Source organism: Phytoactinopolyspora alkaliphila (assembly GCF_010550695.1).
In the GTDB taxonomy this organism is placed as follows: domain Bacteria; phylum Actinomycetota; class Actinomycetes; order Jiangellales; family Jiangellaceae; genus Phytoactinopolyspora; species Phytoactinopolyspora alkaliphila.
In genome coordinates, this window is sequence record NZ_JAAGOB010000015.1 from 19861 (window position 1) to 38820 (window position 18960).

The 18960-nt window shown below is 68.9% G+C and carries 15 protein-coding genes and 1 riboswitch; of the genes, 1 reads left to right on the top strand and 14 read right to left on the bottom strand.

Annotation, left to right across the window (positions count from 1 at the left end):
* Window positions 1-20 precede the first annotated feature (20 nt).
* The gene (lplAB, locus tag G1H11_RS21910; RefSeq protein ID WP_163820747.1) at window positions 21-1067 is read right to left on the bottom strand and encodes a lipoate-protein ligase LplAB; all 1047 of its coding nucleotides are present in this window, start codon (window positions 1065-1067) and stop codon (window positions 21-23) included.
* 136 nt (window positions 1068-1203) lie between these two features.
* Between lplAB and G1H11_RS21915 the strand changes: the two genes are divergently transcribed.
* The gene (locus G1H11_RS21915) at window positions 1204-1923 is read left to right on the top strand and encodes a Pr6Pr family membrane protein (protein ID WP_163820748.1); all 720 of its coding nucleotides are present in this window, start codon (window positions 1204-1206) and stop codon (window positions 1921-1923) included.
* A 123-nt stretch (window positions 1924-2046) separates the two neighbouring features.
* Here G1H11_RS21915 and G1H11_RS21920 read toward each other — a convergent pair whose 3' ends face one another.
* The 13 genes from G1H11_RS21920 to G1H11_RS21980 all read right to left on the bottom strand — a co-directional run bounded on the left by G1H11_RS21920 (window position 2047) and on the right by G1H11_RS21980 (window position 18881).
* Window positions 2047-3084, bottom strand: coding sequence for an NAD(P)H-dependent flavin oxidoreductase (locus G1H11_RS21920; protein ID WP_163820749.1), 1038 nt, complete (start codon window positions 3082-3084; stop codon window positions 2047-2049).
* A gap of 38 nt (window positions 3085-3122) precedes the next feature.
* Window positions 3123-4742, bottom strand: a complete 1620-nt coding sequence (gene cimA, locus G1H11_RS21925; protein WP_343074905.1) for a citramalate synthase — start codon at window positions 4740-4742, stop codon at window positions 3123-3125.
* A gap of 495 nt (window positions 4743-5237) precedes the next feature.
* Window positions 5238-6335 (bottom strand): branched-chain amino acid aminotransferase, encoded by a 1098-nt coding sequence (locus tag G1H11_RS21930; protein ID WP_163820750.1) that lies wholly within the window; start codon window positions 6333-6335, stop codon window positions 5238-5240.
* A 158-nt stretch (window positions 6336-6493) separates the two neighbouring features.
* Complete coding sequence (locus G1H11_RS21935; protein ID WP_163820751.1) at window positions 6494-7342, bottom strand: glycerophosphodiester phosphodiesterase family protein; 849 nt, start codon at window positions 7340-7342, stop codon at window positions 6494-6496.
* 178 nt (window positions 7343-7520) lie between these two features.
* On the bottom strand, window positions 7521-8558 hold the full coding sequence (locus G1H11_RS21940; RefSeq protein ID WP_163820752.1) for a 3-isopropylmalate dehydrogenase: 1038 nt from the start codon (window positions 8556-8558) through the stop codon (window positions 7521-7523).
* Between the two features lie 63 nt (window positions 8559-8621).
* On the bottom strand, window positions 8622-9662 hold the full coding sequence (locus G1H11_RS21945; RefSeq protein WP_163820753.1) for a phosphotriesterase family protein: 1041 nt from the start codon (window positions 9660-9662) through the stop codon (window positions 8622-8624).
* A 129-nt stretch (window positions 9663-9791) separates the two neighbouring features.
* A complete protein-coding gene (locus G1H11_RS26685; protein ID WP_216844019.1) occupies window positions 9792-9953 on the bottom strand; it encodes an IclR family transcriptional regulator domain-containing protein in 162 nt (53 codons plus the stop codon).
* Window positions 9954-10754: 801 nt separating this feature from the next.
* Window positions 10755-12344, bottom strand: coding sequence for a phosphoglycerate dehydrogenase (gene serA, locus G1H11_RS21955; protein WP_216844020.1), 1590 nt, complete (start codon window positions 12342-12344; stop codon window positions 10755-10757).
* A gap of 217 nt (window positions 12345-12561) precedes the next feature.
* Window positions 12562-13227 carry a TenA family protein gene (locus tag G1H11_RS21960; protein ID WP_163820754.1) on the bottom strand — a complete coding sequence of 222 codons (666 nt, stop codon included), beginning with the start codon at window positions 13225-13227 and terminating at the stop codon, window positions 12562-12564.
* Window positions 13228-13302: 75 nt separating this feature from the next.
* Window positions 13303-14118 (bottom strand): bifunctional hydroxymethylpyrimidine kinase/phosphomethylpyrimidine kinase, encoded by an 816-nt coding sequence (gene thiD, locus G1H11_RS21965; RefSeq protein WP_163820755.1) that lies wholly within the window; start codon window positions 14116-14118, stop codon window positions 13303-13305.
* Window positions 14119-14144: 26 nt separating this feature from the next.
* The gene (thiE, locus tag G1H11_RS21970) at window positions 14145-14813 is read right to left on the bottom strand and encodes a thiamine phosphate synthase (protein WP_163820756.1); all 669 of its coding nucleotides are present in this window, start codon (window positions 14811-14813) and stop codon (window positions 14145-14147) included.
* Window positions 14813-15619, bottom strand: coding sequence for a hydroxyethylthiazole kinase (gene thiM, locus G1H11_RS21975; protein WP_163820757.1), 807 nt, complete (start codon window positions 15617-15619; stop codon window positions 14813-14815). The genes thiE and thiM overlap by 1 nt, the downstream gene beginning before the upstream one ends.
* Window positions 15620-15675: 56 nt before the next feature.
* Window positions 15676-15767, bottom strand: a riboswitch (TPP riboswitch).
* Between the two features lie 120 nt (window positions 15768-15887).
* The gene (locus tag G1H11_RS21980; RefSeq protein WP_163820758.1) at window positions 15888-18881 is read right to left on the bottom strand and encodes a glycoside hydrolase family 2 TIM barrel-domain containing protein; all 2994 of its coding nucleotides are present in this window, start codon (window positions 18879-18881) and stop codon (window positions 15888-15890) included.
* Window positions 18882-18960 lie beyond the last annotated feature (79 nt).

Genomic DNA, 18960 nt, shown 5'->3' on the forward strand with positions numbered 1-18960 from the left:
TGGGGCAGGGCTACGCGACGCTACGGGACGCGGTGAAGCCACTCCTCGGTCGCGAACTTCGTGGACACCAGGTCCTTCGCCCGCGCTAGCGTCGCGTCCCCGAGCGTGCCGCCGACCAGCCCGTACCGGGAACGGAAGGTCCCCACCATCCGGTCGATGACATGGGCCCGCGCCATGCCGGTCTGGCTGCGCAGCGGGTCCACCCGCTTGTTCGCGCTCTTGGTGCCCTTATCGGACAGCTTCTCCCGGCCGATGCGCAAGACCTCGAGCATCTTGGCCGCGTCAATGTCGTAGGCCATGGTGGTGTGGTGCAGGACGACGCCGCCGGCCAGCCTCTTCTGCGCGGCACCGGCGATCTTCCCCGCGGGCGAGGTGATGTCGTTGATCGGCTGATACGACGCCGCGATCCCGAGATCGTTCAGCGCACCGACCACCCAGTCGTCGAGGAAGGCGTACGAGTCGACGAAGGACAGCCCGGACACCAGGGACTCCGGCACGTACAGCGAGTAGGTGATGGTGTTCCCCGGCTCGACGAACATCGCGCCGCCGCCGCTGATCCGCCGCACCACCGTCACGTCGTGCTTGCGCGCGCCGTCCAGATCCACCTCGTTGCGTACCGACTGGAAACTACCGATGATCACGGCATTGGACGCCCACTCCCACACCCGCAGCGTTGGCGGCCGCTCCCCCGACCCGACCTCCTCGGCCAGGACTTCGTCGAGCGCCATCTGCAACGCCGGCTCGTAGGGCTCGCCCGGCAGGAATTCCCACGCGTGATCGGTCCAGGTAGTCGCGCCCGTCACCGCCCGGCGAACGGCCACGGCAACGGCGTCCGCGCTGAAACCGAGCATCACGGCGCCGTCGAGCGCCGAGCGCACCCGTGCTGACAGCTCGGCGGCTGACGCTGCGACGGGCACCCCTGCAAGGGCGGCGTTGATCCGTTCCAGTGCGTCGTCGGGTTCGAGGAAGAAGTCACCACTGATGGTGGCCTTGCTGATCACGTCACCGACGACGACGAGGTCCGCGACGACGAGCTTGCCGCCCGGCACCTTGTATTCACCATGCACGCCTGGTTCAACCCGGCCACCCTGGGCAGTGTTCCCCCTCGCCGTGAGCCCCGATACGCACGCGAGGTCCCGGCGCGCCGTCGCCTACGCTCCGGGATCGCCTGCGCACACGTGCGCGGGGCACTACTGTGTCGTCATGCGAGCCTGGCGGCGTTCGGCGACGGTGGCGAGAGGGTGGCATCTGGCCACCCTGCTCGTCATCGTCCTCTCCCTCGGTGCCCAGCTCGTCATGGTGATCCGCGGCATCGAGGTCCTGGTGCCCGAGGGCGAAGAGCTGGCGCCCACGCCCACCCGCGTTGTCAACTTCTTCAGCTACTTCACTGTGCAGAGCAACATCCTGCTGGCCGTCGCCGCGGCCGTCCTAGTCAAGAATCCACGCTACGACGGGCCGGCCTGGCGGGTGCTGCGGCTGGCCGGCCTGATGGGCATCACGGTCACCGGGATCGTCTTCGTCACGCTCCTACGCCCCATCGTGGAGCTGGACGGGCTCGCCGCCGCCACCAACGTCGGCTTCCACTACCTGTCACCGCTGCTCGGCGTGGCAGGCTGGGCGCTGTTCGACCCTCATCAGCGACTCGGCCGCCGTGTCCTGCTGTGGACGCTGATCTGGCCGCTGGCCTGGCTGGCCTACACGCTGATCCGCGGCGCCGCCCGGGACTGGTATCCCTATCCGTTCATTGACGTTGTCGAGCTCGGCTACGGGCGCACCCTGGCCAACGCGCTCGGGGTGACCGTCCTCATGCTCGTCGTGGGTGGCGCGTTCCTCCTCGGAGACCGGCGCCTCACCGACCCGACCGGGCTGGCAGACGACACACCTTCTGGCCCGGAGTCGGTGCCGGAGCACCCGGTCAGCTGAAACGTCACCACGCTGACGCGCACGACGACGGGCCGTTCCCGGCGAAGGGGGACCGGCCGGGACGTCGCCGAGCCCCAAGCCGGAGCATCAGCCGATCTGAGGCCTGGCCTATCGATGTCTCCGTCAGAAGCCGGCGGCCAGCCGGTGGGTGAGTTCGGCGGCGGGGACCTCCAGGCAGCCGCTGGTGTTCTGTCCCGCCCAGAGCGGGGAGAAGTCGCCGCTGCCGCGTCGTTCCGCTTCCGCCTGCAACAGTGCCACCGCCGGCGTCGCGAGCGGGTAAGGCGGTGCCTCTCCGCGCATCGGTCCCAGTTCCCGGATGAGGCGGTTGACGATCCCCCGCGCCGGTCGACCGCTGAACAGGTTGGTCAGCGCCGTGTGCCGAGCCGCCTGCGTGGTCAGTGCGGCCCGGTGCACCGCACTGGTGGTCGCCTCGGGACACAGCAGGAATGTGGTTCCGGCTTGAACCCCGGCCGCGCCAAGGGCCAGCGCGGCGGCCACACCGCGGTGGTCGGCGATACCTCCGGCGGCGATCACCGGCACGTCAACCGCCTTCACCACCTGCGGCAGCAGCGCCAATGTCCCCACCTGCGTGGTGAGGTCGGTGGACAGGAACATGCCGCGATGCCCGCCGGCCTCGCTGCCCTGCGCCACCACGGCGTCGACCGCGCGCTCTTCCAGCCAGCGAGCCTCCTCCACCGTGGTGGCAGAGGCGAGGACGACGCTGCCCCAACCCTTGACCCGTGCCACCAGATCCGGAGATGGCAGCCCGAAATGGAAGCTCACCACCGCCGGGGCATCCTCGGCAAGCACATCGGCGAAGTCCGGGCCGAACGGCACCCGCGCCGCGCCAGGCGAAACCTGATTCGGGTCGATCCCGAACTCCCGGTAATAGGGTTCCAGGACCACCCGCCACATCGATTCGCGCTGCGCGGCCACGGCCGGCTGGGCATGGCAGAAGAAGTTCACGTTGACCGGCCCGCTGGTCTGTTCTCTTACGCGAGCCAGCTCCGACCGCAGCCCGTCCGGCGTCAGCCTGGCCGCGGGCAGCGAACCGAGGCCACCGGCGTTCGACACGGCGGCCGCCAGCGCGCTGCCCTGAGAACCGGCCATCGGCGCCTGGATGACCGGCACGTCGACGCCCAGCAGGCTCCGCAATGTCATGGCCGACACGTTACGCCACCCGCCGGGTCTCGATCAGTTCAGGACATCCGTTCGGCTCCCTGCCGGAGCAGTCCGTAGGTGACGCCGTCGACGAGCGCCTCCCACGATGCCTCGATGATGTTGGCCCCCACGCCGACGGTCTCCCACGAACTCTCCCCGTCGGCCATCTCCACCAGCACGCGGGTCACCGCGTCGGTGCCGTGCGCGGCGTCGAGGATGCGCACCCGGAAGTCGATCAGCTCGATCTTGTCGATCTCCGGATAGAGCGTGCCGATGGCCGTACGCAGCGCATGGTCGAGTGCGTTGACCGGGCCGTTGCCCTCGCCCGTGATCACGGCCCGCTCGCCGCCGGCACGAAGCTTGACCGTCGCCTCGCTGGCAGCCTCGACACCTGGGCGTGATTCGGTGATGACCCGCCACGCCTCCACCTCGAAGAACCGCCCGCGCTCGCCTTCGACCTCTTCGCGCAGGAGCAGTTCGAACGACGCGTCGGCGGCCTCGAAGGTGTAACCGGCGGCTTCCATCTCCTTGACCCGCTGGGTGATCCGGCCGACCAGGTCGCGGTCGTGTGACAGGTCGAAGCCGAGCTCGCGGCCCTTCAGCTCGATGCTGGCCCGGCCGGCCATGTCGGAGACCAGCATCCGCATGTCATTGCCGACGTGTGACGGATCGGTGTGCTGGTATAGATCCGGGTCGACCTTGATGGCGGAGGCGTGCAGCCCGGCCTTGTGCGCGAACGCGCTGGCCCCGACGTAGGGCTGGCGCGAATAGGGCACCGTGTTGGTCAGCTCGGAGATCGCATGCGCGATCCGCGTAGACTCCTGCAGCGCGCCGGGAGGCAGCACCTGGCGCTGCCGCTTGAGCTCGAGATTGGCGACGACGGTGAGCAGGTCGGCGTTTCCGGTACGCTCCCCCGTGCCGTTCACCGTGCCCTGCATGTGGGTGGCGCCCGCGGCCACGGCCGCGAGCGAGTTGGCCACCGCGCAGCCGGTGTCGTTGTGCGCATGGATGCCGAGGCGCATACCGGTGGCCGCGGACACCTCGCCGACGACGGCGTGGACGTCGTCGGGCAGCATCCCGCCGTTCGTGTCGCACAGCACGACGACATCGGCGCCCGCTTCGGCGGCTGCCCGGATCACCTCGATCGAGTACTCCGGGGTGGAGCGGTACCCATCGAAGAAGTGTTCGGCGTCGACGAAGACCCGGCGGCCTTCACCGGCCAGGAACGAGACCGTGTCCCGGATCATCTCCAGGTTTTCCGCGAGGGTGGTGCGCAGGGCGCGCTCGACGTGCCCGACGTGGCTCTTGGCGACGAGCGTGACCACGGGCGTCTCCGCGTCCACCAGCGCCCGCACCAGCTCGTCGTCGGCGGCCCTGCCACCGGCCTTCCTGGTGGCGCCGAACGCCGCGAGGGTGGCGCTCTTCAGGTTCAGTTCCGTGCGCGCCCGCCGGAAGAACTCGGTGTCCTTGGGCACGGCGCCCGGCCAGCCGCCTTCGATGAAGCCGACCCCGAGCTCGTCGAGATGCCGGGAAATGGCCAGCTTGTCCTGTACCGACAGGGAGAGCCCCTCTTGCTGGGCTCCGTCACGCAGCGTCGTGTCGTAGACGTGGAACGCCTCGGCGTCCAGCCTCGTCGCCTGCTCCGGTGTGCTGGTCACTTCTCTCCCCGATCCTCGCGTGTGTTTTCGACTCTAGCCTCTTCGGGTGCGCCGGCTCGCAGCCGTCAGAAACGCAAAAAACCCCTCGCAGAGGATGCGAAGGGTTTGCGCGCCTGGCGGTGTTGCTCGGTGCCGGCGCGCTTACATAATGATCATGTTGAGAGACATCGTAACGAAGCATGCCACACGCCCGGCGATTCGGCCACAGAAACGTCCGCATCCTGGGACGGCTGTCCCGCGGGTCGTCGGGGCCAGGCGTCGTCGTGATCATGCGCCGGGGTCGCGATGATGTGAGGGGGTTCGCGATCAGATGACTGAACGGCACATCGCGGGGCGGCTTGGTCACCTGATCGTTTTGCGTCCACATGCTGGCGGCGATCAGATGATGCACCACGGTCACACTCGGCGCTCTTGTACACCTGATCGCTCCCGCGGAAACGATCAGGCGACAAATCGACGATCAGGTGACCAAGCGGGGTGAGGTGGGTGGCGCTGTCAGACCAGGCGGCGCATCCAGGCGTGCTTGTCCTCGGCTCGGCCGTACTGGAGGTCCAGGAGCGCGGTGCGGATCTCCTGGGTGACGGGGCCTGGCTCGTCGCCCATGTGCAGCTCGCCGCCGTTCCAGGCGAGCCGGCCCAGCGGCGTCACCACGGCCGCCGTACCGCAGGCGAACACCTCGGTGATCTCCCCCGACGCCACGCCGTCACGCCACTCGTCGATGGAAACGGGGCGCTCCTCCACCTTGTGATGGAGGTCGCCCGCCAAGGTGATGATGGAGTCCCGGGTGACCCCCTCGAGGATGGTGCCGGTGAGCGACGGGGTGGTGATCGAGCCGTCCGCCCGCACGAAGTAGAGGTTCATCCCGCCCAGCTCCTCCACCCACTTGCGCTCCAGCGCATCCAGGAAGCACACCTGGTCGCAGCCGTTGGCGATCGCCTCCTGCTGGGCGACGAGGCTGGCGGCGTAGTTTCCGGCGCACTTGGCCGCACCGGTCCCGCCCGGCGCCGCGCGCGTGTACTCGGCGGAGAGCCAGATGCTCACCGGCTTCACACCCGAGGCGAAGTACGCGCCCGCCGGTGACGCGATCAGGCCGTAGGTCACGTGGTTGGCCGGGCGCACCCCGAGGAACACCTCGGAGGCGAACATGAACGGCCGCAGGTACAGGCTCGTCTCCCCACCTCCGGGCACCCACCCCGCGTCGGCGCCGACGAGCAGGTCGATCGACTCGACGAACGCCTCGACCGGCAGCTCCGGCAGGGCCATCCGCGCGGCGCTGCGCTGGAACCGGGCGGCGTTGGCCTCCGGGCGGAAGGCCCAGATGGAGTCGTCGTCGTGCCGGTAGGCCTTCAGACCCTCGAAGATCGACTGCGCGTAGTGCAGAACGGCCGTGGCCGGGTCCAGGGACAACGGCGCGTACGGCCGGAGGCCGGCGTCGTGCCAGCCGGCATCGGGCGTCCACACCGCGGTGACCATGTGGTCGGTGAACGTGGTCCCGAAGCCGGGAGCGGCCAGGATCTCCGCCCGGCGCTCGGCCGGTACCGGCGTCGACGAGAGAGTCGTCGAGAACTCCACTGCCGGTGCGGTCGGTGCCATGACGTGATCCCTTCCTCAAGGAAGCCGTGAGTACAGCGTGCTGCCTGCACGCGGGACGGGCGGCTGGTGGGTCCCAAGATAGTAGGACGTCCAACCAGAAGCCACCGCGAGCGGTCACCGAGGTATGTGTTCGCGCGTGGACGACGTTCAGCTGTGGCTTACTCGTCGATCAGGGAGGCGCGTTCGCCAGCGGCATCGGATGCCGCCTCAAGGATAGTCGAGCCGTCGCGGCCATGTTCGGCGGGTTGCCATTTCCCTTCCGCGATCAGCACCTCGCGGAGCACGTCCGGCCGGTCCGTGATGATGCCGTCGACGCCCAGACGCACCAGCCGCCGGATCAGGTCGGCGTCGTCAACCGTCCAGACGATGATCCGCAGCCCCAGGTCATGTGCACGCCCGACGAGCCGGTCTGCGAACACGGGCAGCCGGCCGAGCCGCATCGGAAGGTGAACGAAGCCGCCGGTCACCAGCCTTCGCGGGGTGGCTAACCGGGCCCGCTCGCACGCCAGCCAGCCCACGAGTGAACGCCATCCGAGAGCGCAGGAAAGCTCCGGTCCGGCAGCGTCGCGAAGCCGCACCAGCCAGCTGTCCCAGGCGCCGGACGCACACACCCGATGCGCCGAGTCCGTGGCACGGAGCACCCGAGCCAGCGGCTCGACGGCGGCCTCGTCCTTCACGTCGATGACGAAGCTGGCGTCCGGGAAGCCGGTGAGCACGTCCTCGAGCCGGGCGATCGGCTCCCGCCCCAGCACGGCGAGACGCTGGATCTCGGCCCACGTGTGCTTGCTGACGAGCCCACGGCCACTCGTGACGCGGTCGAGGCCGGCGTCATGAAAGGCCAGGCACACCCCATCCGACGTGACTCGGACGTCCGTCTCGAGATACCGGAATCCGAGCGCGTAGGCACGGCTGAACGCCGCCAGCGTGTTCTCCGGCGCCAAGCCGGCGCCGCCCCGGTGGGCAACAGCCAGGAACGTCCGGTTCTCGCCATACCGAGGCCTGGTCACGGCACCACCATGCCAGCGTTTCGGGCCGCAGCGGTTCCTCGGCACCGGAACTTCACCGGCGTTCATCCGCATTTCATCCACGGCCCGGCCGCCGCCCACCGGTGATCATCAACGATTGCCGACGCCATAACAGGGGCATTCGTTGATGATCATGGCCGGTAGGACGGTGCTGGATCCTCTAGCTCGAGACGCGTGCCGCGAGCGCGTCGCCGATCTCGGAGGTGCGGCGCGGAGCCGAACCGCGCTCGGCGAGGTCCGCGGTGACCGCGTCGTTGATCCGCGCAGCGGCGTCGTCCAGGCCGAGGTGCTCCAGGAGCAGCGCGACCGAGGACACCGTGGCCGTCGGGTCCGCGATCCCCTGGCCCACGATGTCCGGCGCCGAGCCGTGCACCGGCTCGAACATGGACGGAGACGTGCGGTCCGGGTTCACGTTGCCGCTCGCCGCGAGACCGATGCCTCCGGATATGGCGGCAGCCAGGTCCGTGATGATGTCGCCGAACAGGTTGTCGGTGACGATCACGTCGAAGCGGGACGGGTCCGTGACCATGAAGATGGTGGCCGCATCGATGTGCAGGTAGTCCACGGTGACGCCGGGGTACTCCTCGCCCACCCGCTCGACGGTGCGCCGCCACAGGTGACCGGCGTGGACGAGGACGTTGTGCTTGTGGATGAAAGTGAGCTTGCGCCGCGGCCGGTCCTGGGCGCGCCGGAACGCGTCCCGCACTACGCGCTCGACGCCGAACGCCGTGTTGACGCTCACCTCGTTCGCGATCTCATACGGGGTGCCGACGCGCAGCGCGCCGCCGTTGCCGACGTACGGCCCTTCGGTTCCTTCACGAACGACGACGAAGTCGACCTCACCGGGGTCGGCCAGCGGTGTCTCGACACCCGGCACGATCCTGGACGGACGGAGGTTGACGTAGTGGTCGAAGGCGAAGCGCAGCTTGAGCAACAGGCCACGCTCGAGAACCCCGCTGGGGACACCGGGGTCACCCACGGCTCCCAGCAGGATGGCGTCGTGCCCGCGCAGCTCTTCCAGGACCGTGTCGGGCAGCGTCTCGCCGGTGGCGTGCCAGCGGCGAGCGCCCAGGTCATATTCCGTCGTGGAGACCTTCGCGTCGGCGAGCACGGCATCGAGAACCTTGAGGCCTTCGTTGACCACCTCGGGCCCGATACCATCGCCCGGAATGACGGCGAGGTTGATGTTCTGCGTCATGACCGCCAACGCTATCGCTCACGTCCGAATGGCGGTACGCCACTCTCACGATGCGGACGCGATTCAGCCGCCCGCCAGCCACGCCGCAGGGTTCTCGACGAGTATCCGGTGAAGAGCCTCGTCGGTCACGCCGGCGCGCCGCAGCCGCGGAACGATGCTCCGCAGAATGTGGGCGTACCCGTGCCCGCCCTTCGCCGCCAGCTCGTGGACGAAGCAGATGTCCTGCGACACCAGGATCTGACCGTCCAGTCCGCTGTCGAGGAGCTCGGTCAGGGCGCGGATACGCTGCGCGTCGGACGGCAGCTGCGTGTCGAGGTGCGGGTAGTAGCAATCCCGCCCGAAGCAGTCCATGCTCAACATGAATCCGTGCCTGGCGACGTCCCGATAATGCCCCGTCGCGTCGCCAAACCGGTTGTCCAGGTGACACAGGGCGGTCCGTGCCGGGTCCAGCGCCGCGGCCTCGGCCGCGATCGCCGTCGCCCGGACGCCTTCCGGGCTCCACGGGGTGTGGATGGCCACGGCGCAGCCGGTCTCCGCCTGCACCTTCCCGGCCGCCGCCAGGAGCCGCTGCTCGAACGGCAACAGCGGCTCGGACACGCCGAGCTCCCCGATCATCCCGGCCCGGACATCGCTCCCGGCGATGCCTGCGGTCAGCTCCTGCCGCAGACGGTCGGCGATCGCCTCCACCGGCCACTCGGCAACCTCAGCCGGGTACGAGCCGGGAATGTAGAAGCCGGTGCCCGCGACGATGTGCACTCCCGTGCGCTCGGACACCTCCACCAGCAGGTCCGGCTGAGGGCCGATACCCGCGACGGTCTGGTCGACGACGGTCCGGCCGCCGGCGGCCGCGAACTGGTTCAGTTCGGTGACCGCCAGCTCCACGTCGTCGTGGACGAGGTTGGCCCGGGAGTTCATCGGATGCGTCCGCAGCCACCACAGCCGGTCCTGGGCGACCGGCACCCAGCCGTCCTCACCCGCATCGTCGGGTTCGTCGTCCGCCCGCGTGTAGTACGTGCCGAGATCGAACACCACGTGCTCGTGCGCCATGGTGGTACCCAGCTCGCTCGCCGGAACCGGGCCTCGCACGGTCATGACATCCGCCACGGTCTCACTCCTCGTACTGCGCTGATGGGTGCGCTGATGGCTGTGCTGACGGCTGAGCCCAGCCAGCCGTCATGGACGGCCTGGCCGGTGACCAGTGTCTCCGACGGGGTCAACGACGCGGCGGCGGGGTCACCGCCTCGTCGACGCCAGCGACTCTTCGCTTTCCGGGGCGAGCTCTCCGGTGGCGCCTGACACGCTCGCCGCGCCGAGAACGTCGTCGTCCAATCGCAGCGGCACCGCGACACATCGCAGTCCGTACGCGTTCTCCTCGTCGTCGACGAGGGTATCCACCGGCGCGGATCCGGTCCAGGGTGCGGCGCAGCGCCTCCCGGGTGCTGACGCGATAATCCGCACCAGCTGCAGCCCCCGGGACAGGGCATGCGGGTGGTAAGGGGCCGCGCGTCATTCTTCGGCAACGGCCCGCGCCACATGGGCGCGGGCCGTTGCCGTCAAGCTGTGCTGTGATCGATGTGTGCTGATCAGTGGCCTGTCTCGCCGCCGTTGTCGCGACGATCCATAGCCTCCTGCAGGGCTTGCTGTGCTTTTTCCTGTTCTTCAGTCATGAGGACCATTCCTGCCGGTAACCCGCTGCGCGGGTGTGGATCTGTGGGCTGCGGACATCCGCCCTGACGAGGTGGGGCTCCGACGGTGGTGGGTGACACGGTTGGCGAAGCATGCCGCCATCCGTGGTCATGCGCTTGTGGCGGCATACCCGGCGAATGAGCGACGAACCGCTGAACGCTCCGGGTCACGGATGTCAGCAGCGCCCTCGTCACGAGGAATCGGCCAGCTGGACACGCTCGACTCCGCGACGGGGTGCCGGCCTATCGGACCTCGTCGCGGCAGCTAAGAATGCGTACCAACCACTGCATGACTCAAAGCACGTTACGCCCCTGTCCGCGTTCTGTCTCGCGGGCCGGCACCGGATCTCACATTTCGAGACCCCACACCCGCCGCCGGCCGCCTAAATGATCATGTAAACCAGGTTTTCTCGTGCTCTACCAGGCCTGCAGGCATGGTGAAGCACGAGAAAACCTGGTCTACATGATCATTTGGCATCGGGCGGTGCGGGTTGCTCGTGGAGTTCGGTTTTCAGCCGTCCAGGTCGACCGTACGGCCCCACTCGGCGCCGATGGCCTCGACGATGTTGTCCAGCACCATGCTGGGGATGGCCTGGTCGACCGTCATGGCAACCAGCGCGTGCCCGCCAAGGGTGTCCCGGCTGACCTGCATGCCGGCGATGTTGATCTCGCCCTCGCCGAGGATGCGCCCCACGGTTCCCACCACGCCAGGCCGGTCGACGTACTGGAAGAACGCCATGTGCTCGCTGGGGAAGGCCTCGATGTCGAACCCGAGGACCTCGACGATCTTCTGCACGTGCTTGGTGCCGGACAGCGTGCCCGACACCGAGACGCTGCGCCCGTCGGCCATCACACCGCGCACCGTGACCAGGTTGCGGTAGTCCGACGAGTCCTCGTTGGTGACCAGGCGCACCTCCACGCCACGGTCGGCGGCGATCACCGGCGCGTTCACGTAGGAGACCTGCTCATCGACGACGCCGGCGAACACACCCTTCAGCGCGGCCAGTTCCAGCACCTTGACGTCCTGCGCGGCGATCTCGCCGCGCACCTCGACGTCGAGCTGAGTGGCGATGCCACCGGCCAGCGCCGTGAACACCCGGCCCAGAGTCTCGGCCAGCGGCACTCCCGGGCGCACGTCCTCGGCGATGGCGCCACCCTTGACGTTGACCGCATCGGGGACCAGCTCACCGGCCAGCGCCAGGCGAACCGACTTGGCCACCGAGATTCCGGCCTTCTCCTGGGCCTCGTCGGTGGAGGCGCCCAGGTGGGGCGTCACGACGACGGACTCGAAGTCGAACAGCGGCGACTCGGTGCACGGCTCCGAGGCGAACACGTCGATTCCCGCGCCGGCCACCCGGCCTTCCTTCAGCGCGACGGCCAGTGCGTGCTCGTCCACGATCCCGCCGCGCGCGGCGTTGATGATCCGCACGGTCGGCTTCACCTTGGCGAGGGCCTGCTCACCGATCAAGCCGAGCGTCTCGGGAGTCTTGGGCAGGTGCACGGTGATGAAGTCGCTCGCCTTGAGCAGCTCGTCCAGGGAGACGCTGCGCACTCCCAGCTGTGCGGCCCGCGCCGTGGACACATACGGGTCGTAGGCGATCAGCTCGGCGCCGAACGTGGACAACCGCTGCGCCACCAGCGCGCCGATACGGCCCAGGCCGACGATGCCGATGGTCTTCTCATATATCTCGCTGCCCGTGTACTTGCTGCGCTTCCACTCGCCACCCTTGAGTGCCTGGTTGGCGGGCGCGATGTTGCGAGCTGTCGCCAGCAGGAGCCCGACGGCCAGCTCCGCCGCACTGGTGATGTTCGAGGTCGGCGCGTTGACGACCATGACGCCCGCCTGGGTGGCGGCCTTCACGTCGACGTTGTCCAGGCCGACGCCGGCCCGAGCGATGACCTTGAGCTTCGGGGCGGCTGCTATGGCCTCCGCGTCGACCTTCGTGGCACTGCGGACCAGGATGGCGTCCGCGTCGGCGATGGCGGGCAGCAGCGCGGAGCGGTCCGCGCCGTTGGTCTGCCGGACCTCGAAATCCGGTCCCAGCGCGTCAACTGTGGCGGGCGAGAGTTCTTCGGCGATCAGTACGACGGGCTTGCTCACGTGGTGTACACCCTCTTCTAGTGTCGGCTGGCTCTGCATGATCATCTGGGCGAGCGCGACACTGGGCCCGGTCGCAGACGATTGTAACGTCTATGTGTCAGATCGAGTAGTGACATACAAAACCTCCGCACACAAATCCTTCTCACGTGGTGGGCGAGTTCATCTCACCACCTGAATCCAGGCACCCACGGAGTTCTCTGTCCAGGGACGGTCCGGTTCACACCGTTGGCCAGCGTTCACCCCGGTACGACGCGTCCCAGAACATCCACTCGAACCTCGACGCCCGGGCATACGCCTGGTGCATCGCCTCGAGCGGCGCACCGCCGGCCGCTGCCTGCTGATCCACCAGTTCCTCCGCGCGCCTCGTGTCCTCCGCGAACTGCGGGTCGCCGTAGGTCGACAGCCACGGCGCGTACGGATGGCCGGGATTGTCGTCGAGCACGCCCGCCAGGTGCCCACCGACCTCGGCGTAGATCCGGAAGCACGGGAGCAGGCCGGCCATCGCCACCGCGGGCGGGGCCAGCGACGCGTCCGCGTGCAGTGTGTTCACATATGCCAGGCACGTGGGTGTCGGCTCGGCAGCCAGCTCGTCGATCTCCTGGCCCGCCTCGCTCAGCAACGACGCGTGCAGCATCCGCTCCGCTTCAACCGCACCGGCGGCGAACCTGGCGATGGTGGCGGCGCCGTCCGGCTCGGGCCACCTGGCCGCGGTGGTCGCCAGCGCCCTGGAGTACCGGGAGAGGTAGTGCGCGTCGTCCACGATGTAGCGCAGGAACACCTCTCGGTCCAGGGAGCCGTCGCCGAGCTCCCGCACGAACGGGTGCTCGAGGATCGCTTCGTACCACGGCTTGGCCCGCTCCCATGCGTCAGCGGAGAATCCCATTGCTGTCCTCACTCCTTGTCGATATGGATGCGTCGTTCGGATGCGCCGTGCCGATCGGCTGGCCGGCGGACGTGTTCAGTTCGCCCTCCGGGGACCGGTCCATAGCGCGTGAAAATGGTGCACCGGTCCGTAGCCGCTCCCGACGTGCAGAGAGTCGGCGGCACGCAGCGCTTCGGTCAGATACGCCTTGGCGTCGGCGACGGCGTCGATCAAGGGCTTGCCGTTGGCCAGGCCGACCGCGATGGCCGAAGCGAACGTGCAGCCTGTCCCATGGGTGTTCTTCGTCGGCACCCGATCTCCCCGCAGCTCGTGCGCGCCCTCCGCGTCCACGAGCACGTCAATCGCCTCGGGCCCTTCATGGTGCCCGCCCTTCACCACCACCGCGGACGCGCCGAGGTCACGAAGCATCGCGCCCGCCTCCGCCATCTGCTCCGGCTGGATATCGCTCCAGCCGAGCAGTGCGGCCGTCTCCGGGAGGTTGGGCGTGATCACCGCGGCCAGCGGCAGCAGGCGGTCGCGGATAGCGGCTGCCGTCTCCTCCGAGACCAGGCGGTCACCCGAGGTCGCCACCATCACCGGATCCACGACCAGCCTGCGGATGCGATAGCGCATGACCGTCTTCACAACGGCGTCGACGACCTCCGGGCTCCCCAGCATGCCGGTCTTGACCGAGTGCACATCCAGGTCCTCGAACAAGGTGGTGAGCTGCTTCTCGACGAACTCACCGGACACCGGCACGACGCCGGTGACTCCCCTCGTGTTCTGTGCGGTCAACGCTGTGAGCACCGCGGCGCCGTAAGCGCCGAGGGCGGAGAACGTCTTCAGGTCAGCCTGGATGCCGGCACCACCGGACGGGTCGGAGCCCGCGACGGACAAGACGGTGGGAATCATGCGTGCCTCATTTCCTTCGGTGATCGTCAACCCGCTGCAGGCGTCTGGGCACCAGCACGGGCACGCAAGGTCTCGTCCACCGCGGCGCGCAGGCTCGCCGCCGCGGCACGCGGATCGCCGACGCCGAACACGCCGGACACCACGGCGACGCCGTCAGCACCCGCGGCGATCACCTCTGCGGCGCGCTCCGGTGTGTTGATGCCGCCGATCCCGACCAGGGGCAGCCCGGTGGCTTGTCGCAGGGCCGCGACGCCGGGCGGCCCGAGCGGATGCGCGGTGTCGGCCTTGGTCGGCGTCGACCAGACCGGACTGGCCGCCACGTACGAGCACGCCGCCGTCTGATCGGAGGCCAGGTGCTCGGGGCTCTCGACCGACCAGCCCACCACGGCTTGTGCGCCGAGCGCGTCCCGGGCCCTGGCCGGCGTCGCGTCACTCACGCCCACGTGTACGCCGGCGCCGGCCTGCCGGGCCACGTCCAGCCGGTCGTTGACCACGAGCGTCACCCCATACTCACGCAGAGCGGTCCGCAGCCGGAGCGCCTGGCGCAGCAGCTCGTCATCGCCGGCCTGCTTGTTGCGCAGCTGCACGACGGTCGCCCCGCCCTCGACGGCGGCCACGCACATCTCGACCAGCCGGTCCTCGGGGGTCAGGGCCGGGTCGGTCACCACGTAGAGCCGGACGTCGAGAGTACTCATCACGAGATCCGGGTGCCCTCGAGGACGGTGGCCTCGTCCAGCATGTGCAGCTCGTCGAGCAGCCGCCAGCGCAACGTTCCCGGCCCGGGTGCGTCCACCGCAGCCCGGGCGCCGGCCAGGCCGAGCACCGCCAGCGCCGCGGCCGTGGCAAGGAAGAGATCATCCACGACGGCCGCGAACGCCCCGGTGACGGCGCTGGCGGCACAGCCCATGGCGGTGACCCTGGCCATGAGTGGGTGACCGCCGGCCACCTGGACGCTGCGCCGCCCATCGGTGACGACGTCGATCTCGCCGGTGACCGCTACGACGGCACCGGTCTTCGTGGCGAGCTCACCCGCAGCGTCCACGGCATCGGACGAGGAGTCGGTGCTGTCCACGCCCTTGCCGCGGCCGGCGGCACCGGCCAGGGCGAGGATCTCGCTGGCGTTGCCGCGGATCACGGCGGGACGAAGCGCCAGCAGGTCCGACGCGGTCCTCGTGCGGTACGACGTGGCCCCCACCGCCACCGGGTCCAGCACCCAGGGAATCCCACGGTCACGGGCGACCGTCGCGGCGTCCAGCATCGCGGCGACCCACTCGGGCGACAGGGTGCCGATGTTGACCACGAGGGCGCCGGCGATGCCGGCGAACTCGGCGGCTTCGTCGCGGGCGTGGACCATCGCCGGTGACGCACCGGCCGCGAGGAGCACGTTTGCCGAGAGGTCCATGGCCACGTAGTTGGTGATGTTGTGCACGAGCGGGCCACTGCGCCGGACGGAATGAAGGGCCGCCCAGACGTCGCCCGGCGCGGGTGTGCCCGGAACCATCACGTACTCCTTCCTGGCCGGGAGGGAGACGAGACGGCCACGTCCTGCTGCTCGGTCCGTGGACCGTGTCGGCTCCCTGCGCCGGCATGACCCGGATCAGGTTCGGCGGGTGTGTTCTCAGCCCGTGAGGGCACCCCGGCCGATCGGTACTCGTCCCAACCTACCGCAGAACGCGTCGACCGGGACAAGGATGCCCGTGGTGCGCTGAGCACTCGCGTTAAACCGGTTGCACCATCCCGGCTCACCAGCGCTCAGCGCACCACGGGGCTCAACGAGGCGGATTCACCGCGCGCATCGCCACCGCGAACCGCGCCGGACCGGGCGTAAGCACGTACCCGGGCAGGGTCCCCGGCCCGCACGAACCGCTGCCGATGCCATGCTGCACCACGTCCAGGTTGACGTAGACACGGTCCCGGGCGAGGAGATCGTGGGGGTGCCGGGCCACGTCGAGGTCTTCGCTGGTCCACCGCCGTGCGGTGAAGCCGAAGACCGGCTCGCCGAGGAAGCGCACACCGGGGACGCCGTCGCCACCGGTTGTCAGCTCGGCCCAGCGCACGTCGATGCGGTGACCGTTCTCCTGCGGATACACGTACGGCGTCTGCAACGCATCCACCGTTGACATGTAGCGCCCGACACGGACGGCTTGCCTGGTGTCCGGGTAGGCCTCGCCGGGACCGCCGCCGTACCACGTGACCTGAGTGAGCCCAGCCGGCAGCGCCATGCCCAGGCCAAGCCGTGGGAGCGGAATGTCGGGCCACGGCCCGTCCGGGGTCACCTCCACGTCGAGGTGCAGGGTGTCGTCGTCGCCCGTCCACCGGTAGGTGACCAGCAGCCCGAAGGACCACGCCGCTGGAGCCACCCGCGTGCGCACCACGAGCGCGTCCCCGTCGACGTCGACCTCGTCAGTGCGGTGACGCATCCGGTGCAACCCGTACTTACGCCATGACGCCGCGGGTTCCCCGGAATGCTGCCCCGTGTCGTTGTCGGTGGGCGCCCTCCACACGTCGAGCCGTGGGCCGTCGACCTCCACCTCACCCAGGCGCAGCAGCCGGCCCGTGTGGCGATGGAACCGGCTCGTGCCGATCCGGATCGCGGACTCGTCAACCGTCGCCGGCACGTGGGCCATCCGCCGCGGTTCCGGGCGCGGTACCACGCACCCCTGCCCCCAGGCGACCTCGTGACCGGCCGGTGCCCACGCCGTCTCGGCCGCGAGCAGCGCCGTCACCGTCAGCCAGGTTTCGCCGGCGGTGGATGACACGGGGACGCCGACGTCGGCCGACTCCCCCGCGGCCAGCACCGGCACGTCCAGCTCGCCGGAGGCGACCTCAATCCCGTCCTGCTCCAGTTGCCAGCGGTACGAGAACGTGGACGTGTCGGCGAAGTCGTGCAGGTTGCTCACCGTGACCTTGACACCACCATCCGGCGACCCGCTGCTCGGCAACCGGCCGTCGGACACCGCGCCATCCACCGTGATCCGCAATGGCTCGATGACCTTCTTGTACTCGATCAGGCCGGGCGATGGCGTCCGATCCGGGAACACCAGCCCGTCAGCGATGAAGTTCCCGTCGTGCAGCGGCTCGCCGAAGTCACCGCCGTACCCGAAGAACTCCCGCCCGGAGTCGTCCCTGGTACGGATGCCGTGATCGATCCACTCCCAGATGAACCCGCCTTGGCAGCGCTCGTAGGTCTCGAACAGTTCTTGATACTCCGCCAGGCCGCCAGGGCCGTTGCCCATGGCATGCCCGTACTCGCACAGGATGAACGGTTTGCCCCGCCGGGCCGCATCCTGGACGGCGTCGTCCAGCGGCTTCTCCTCCCGGCGGCCGATCTCCCCCACCTCAGCATGGCCGGCATACATCCGGCTGTAGACGTCCGAGCAGACGGTGCTCCAATCGCCCTCGTAATGCACCGGCCGCGACGCATCGTGCGCCTTCGCCCACTCGTACATCGCGATCAGGTTGGCCCCGGTCCCGGATTCGTTGCCCAGCGACCACATCACGACGCTGGCGTGGTTCTTGTCCCGCTGCACCATCCGGCGCATCCGGTCGAGGTAGGCGTCGCGCCACCGCTCGTCGTCGGACGGGTTGTTCCGCCAGCCCTCGAACACGAATCCGTGCGTCTCGATGTCGCACTCGTCGATCACATACAGGCCGTACTCGTCGCACAACTCCAGAAAGCGGGGGTGCGGAGGGTAATGGCTGGTGCGCACCGCATTGATGTTGTGCCGCTTCATCAGCAACACGTCGTCGAGCATGTCCTGCTCCGTCAGCGCGCGACCCCGGTCGGGATGGAACTCGTGCCGGTTCACGCCGCGGAACAAGATGCGCCGCCCGTTGACCTTCAGCATGCCGTCCTCGATGACGACGCGCCGGAACCCGATCCGCAGGCTGATCAGCTCCGCCGGCGTCACCACCTGCCCCTCGTACAGCCGCGGCGTCTCAGCGGTCCACGGCTCGACACCGACGACGACGTCCTCCCCTGCCGCAACGTCGATCCCCAGCTCCGGAACCACGACGCGTGCTTCCACCGATTCCGAGTTGCGTCCTGCAAGCCGAGCGCCATCGCCCTCGCTCTGCAGGACGCCAACGGCAGCCGTGACGTCGATCCTCAACCGCCCCTGGCCGGTGGTGTGCTCGTAGTCGGCATGCACGGTCACGTCGCCTACCGCACCCGCCGGGCGAGCCAGCAGCGTCACGTCCCGGAAGATCCCGGACAGCCACCACATGTCCTGATCTTCCAGATAGCTCGCCGCTGACCACTGGTGCACCCGCACCGCCAGCACATTCTCCGCACCCACCCGCGCGGCCGGGGTCGCATCGAACTCCGCCGGCAGCCTGCTCCCCGTGGCGGATCCCAGCTCCACCCCGTTAAGCCAGACCGTGTACGCCGAGTCCACGCCGTCGAAGCGCAGCACCAGCCGATGCCCGTCCCAATCCGCCGGCACGGTGAACGTGTGCCGGTACTCACCGGTGGGATTCTCCTCCGGCGGATGGGGCGGATCGATCGGGAACGGGTACACCACATTCGTGTAGGCAGGCGCTCCGAAACCCTCCAATTGCCAGTGCGACGGAACGGGAAAGCGTTTCCAGGTGCCGTCATCGAAGCCCGGTTCCCAGAATCCCTCGGTACCCGAAGCCACATCGGGAACCAGATGGAAGCGCCACTCTCCGTTCAAGGACAACGATGGCGCGTCCGAGGCGAACCTCGCTCTGGGCGGCAAGGCACCCGTACTCGGAATGAAGTCGTCGGCGAAAAGCGGCACGCGCGGGTCCTCTCGGTCAGGGCGGCTCGGTCTGCAGGTGGTGCACACCTTGCCAGACCTATGCTGCCAGGCCGGCTGT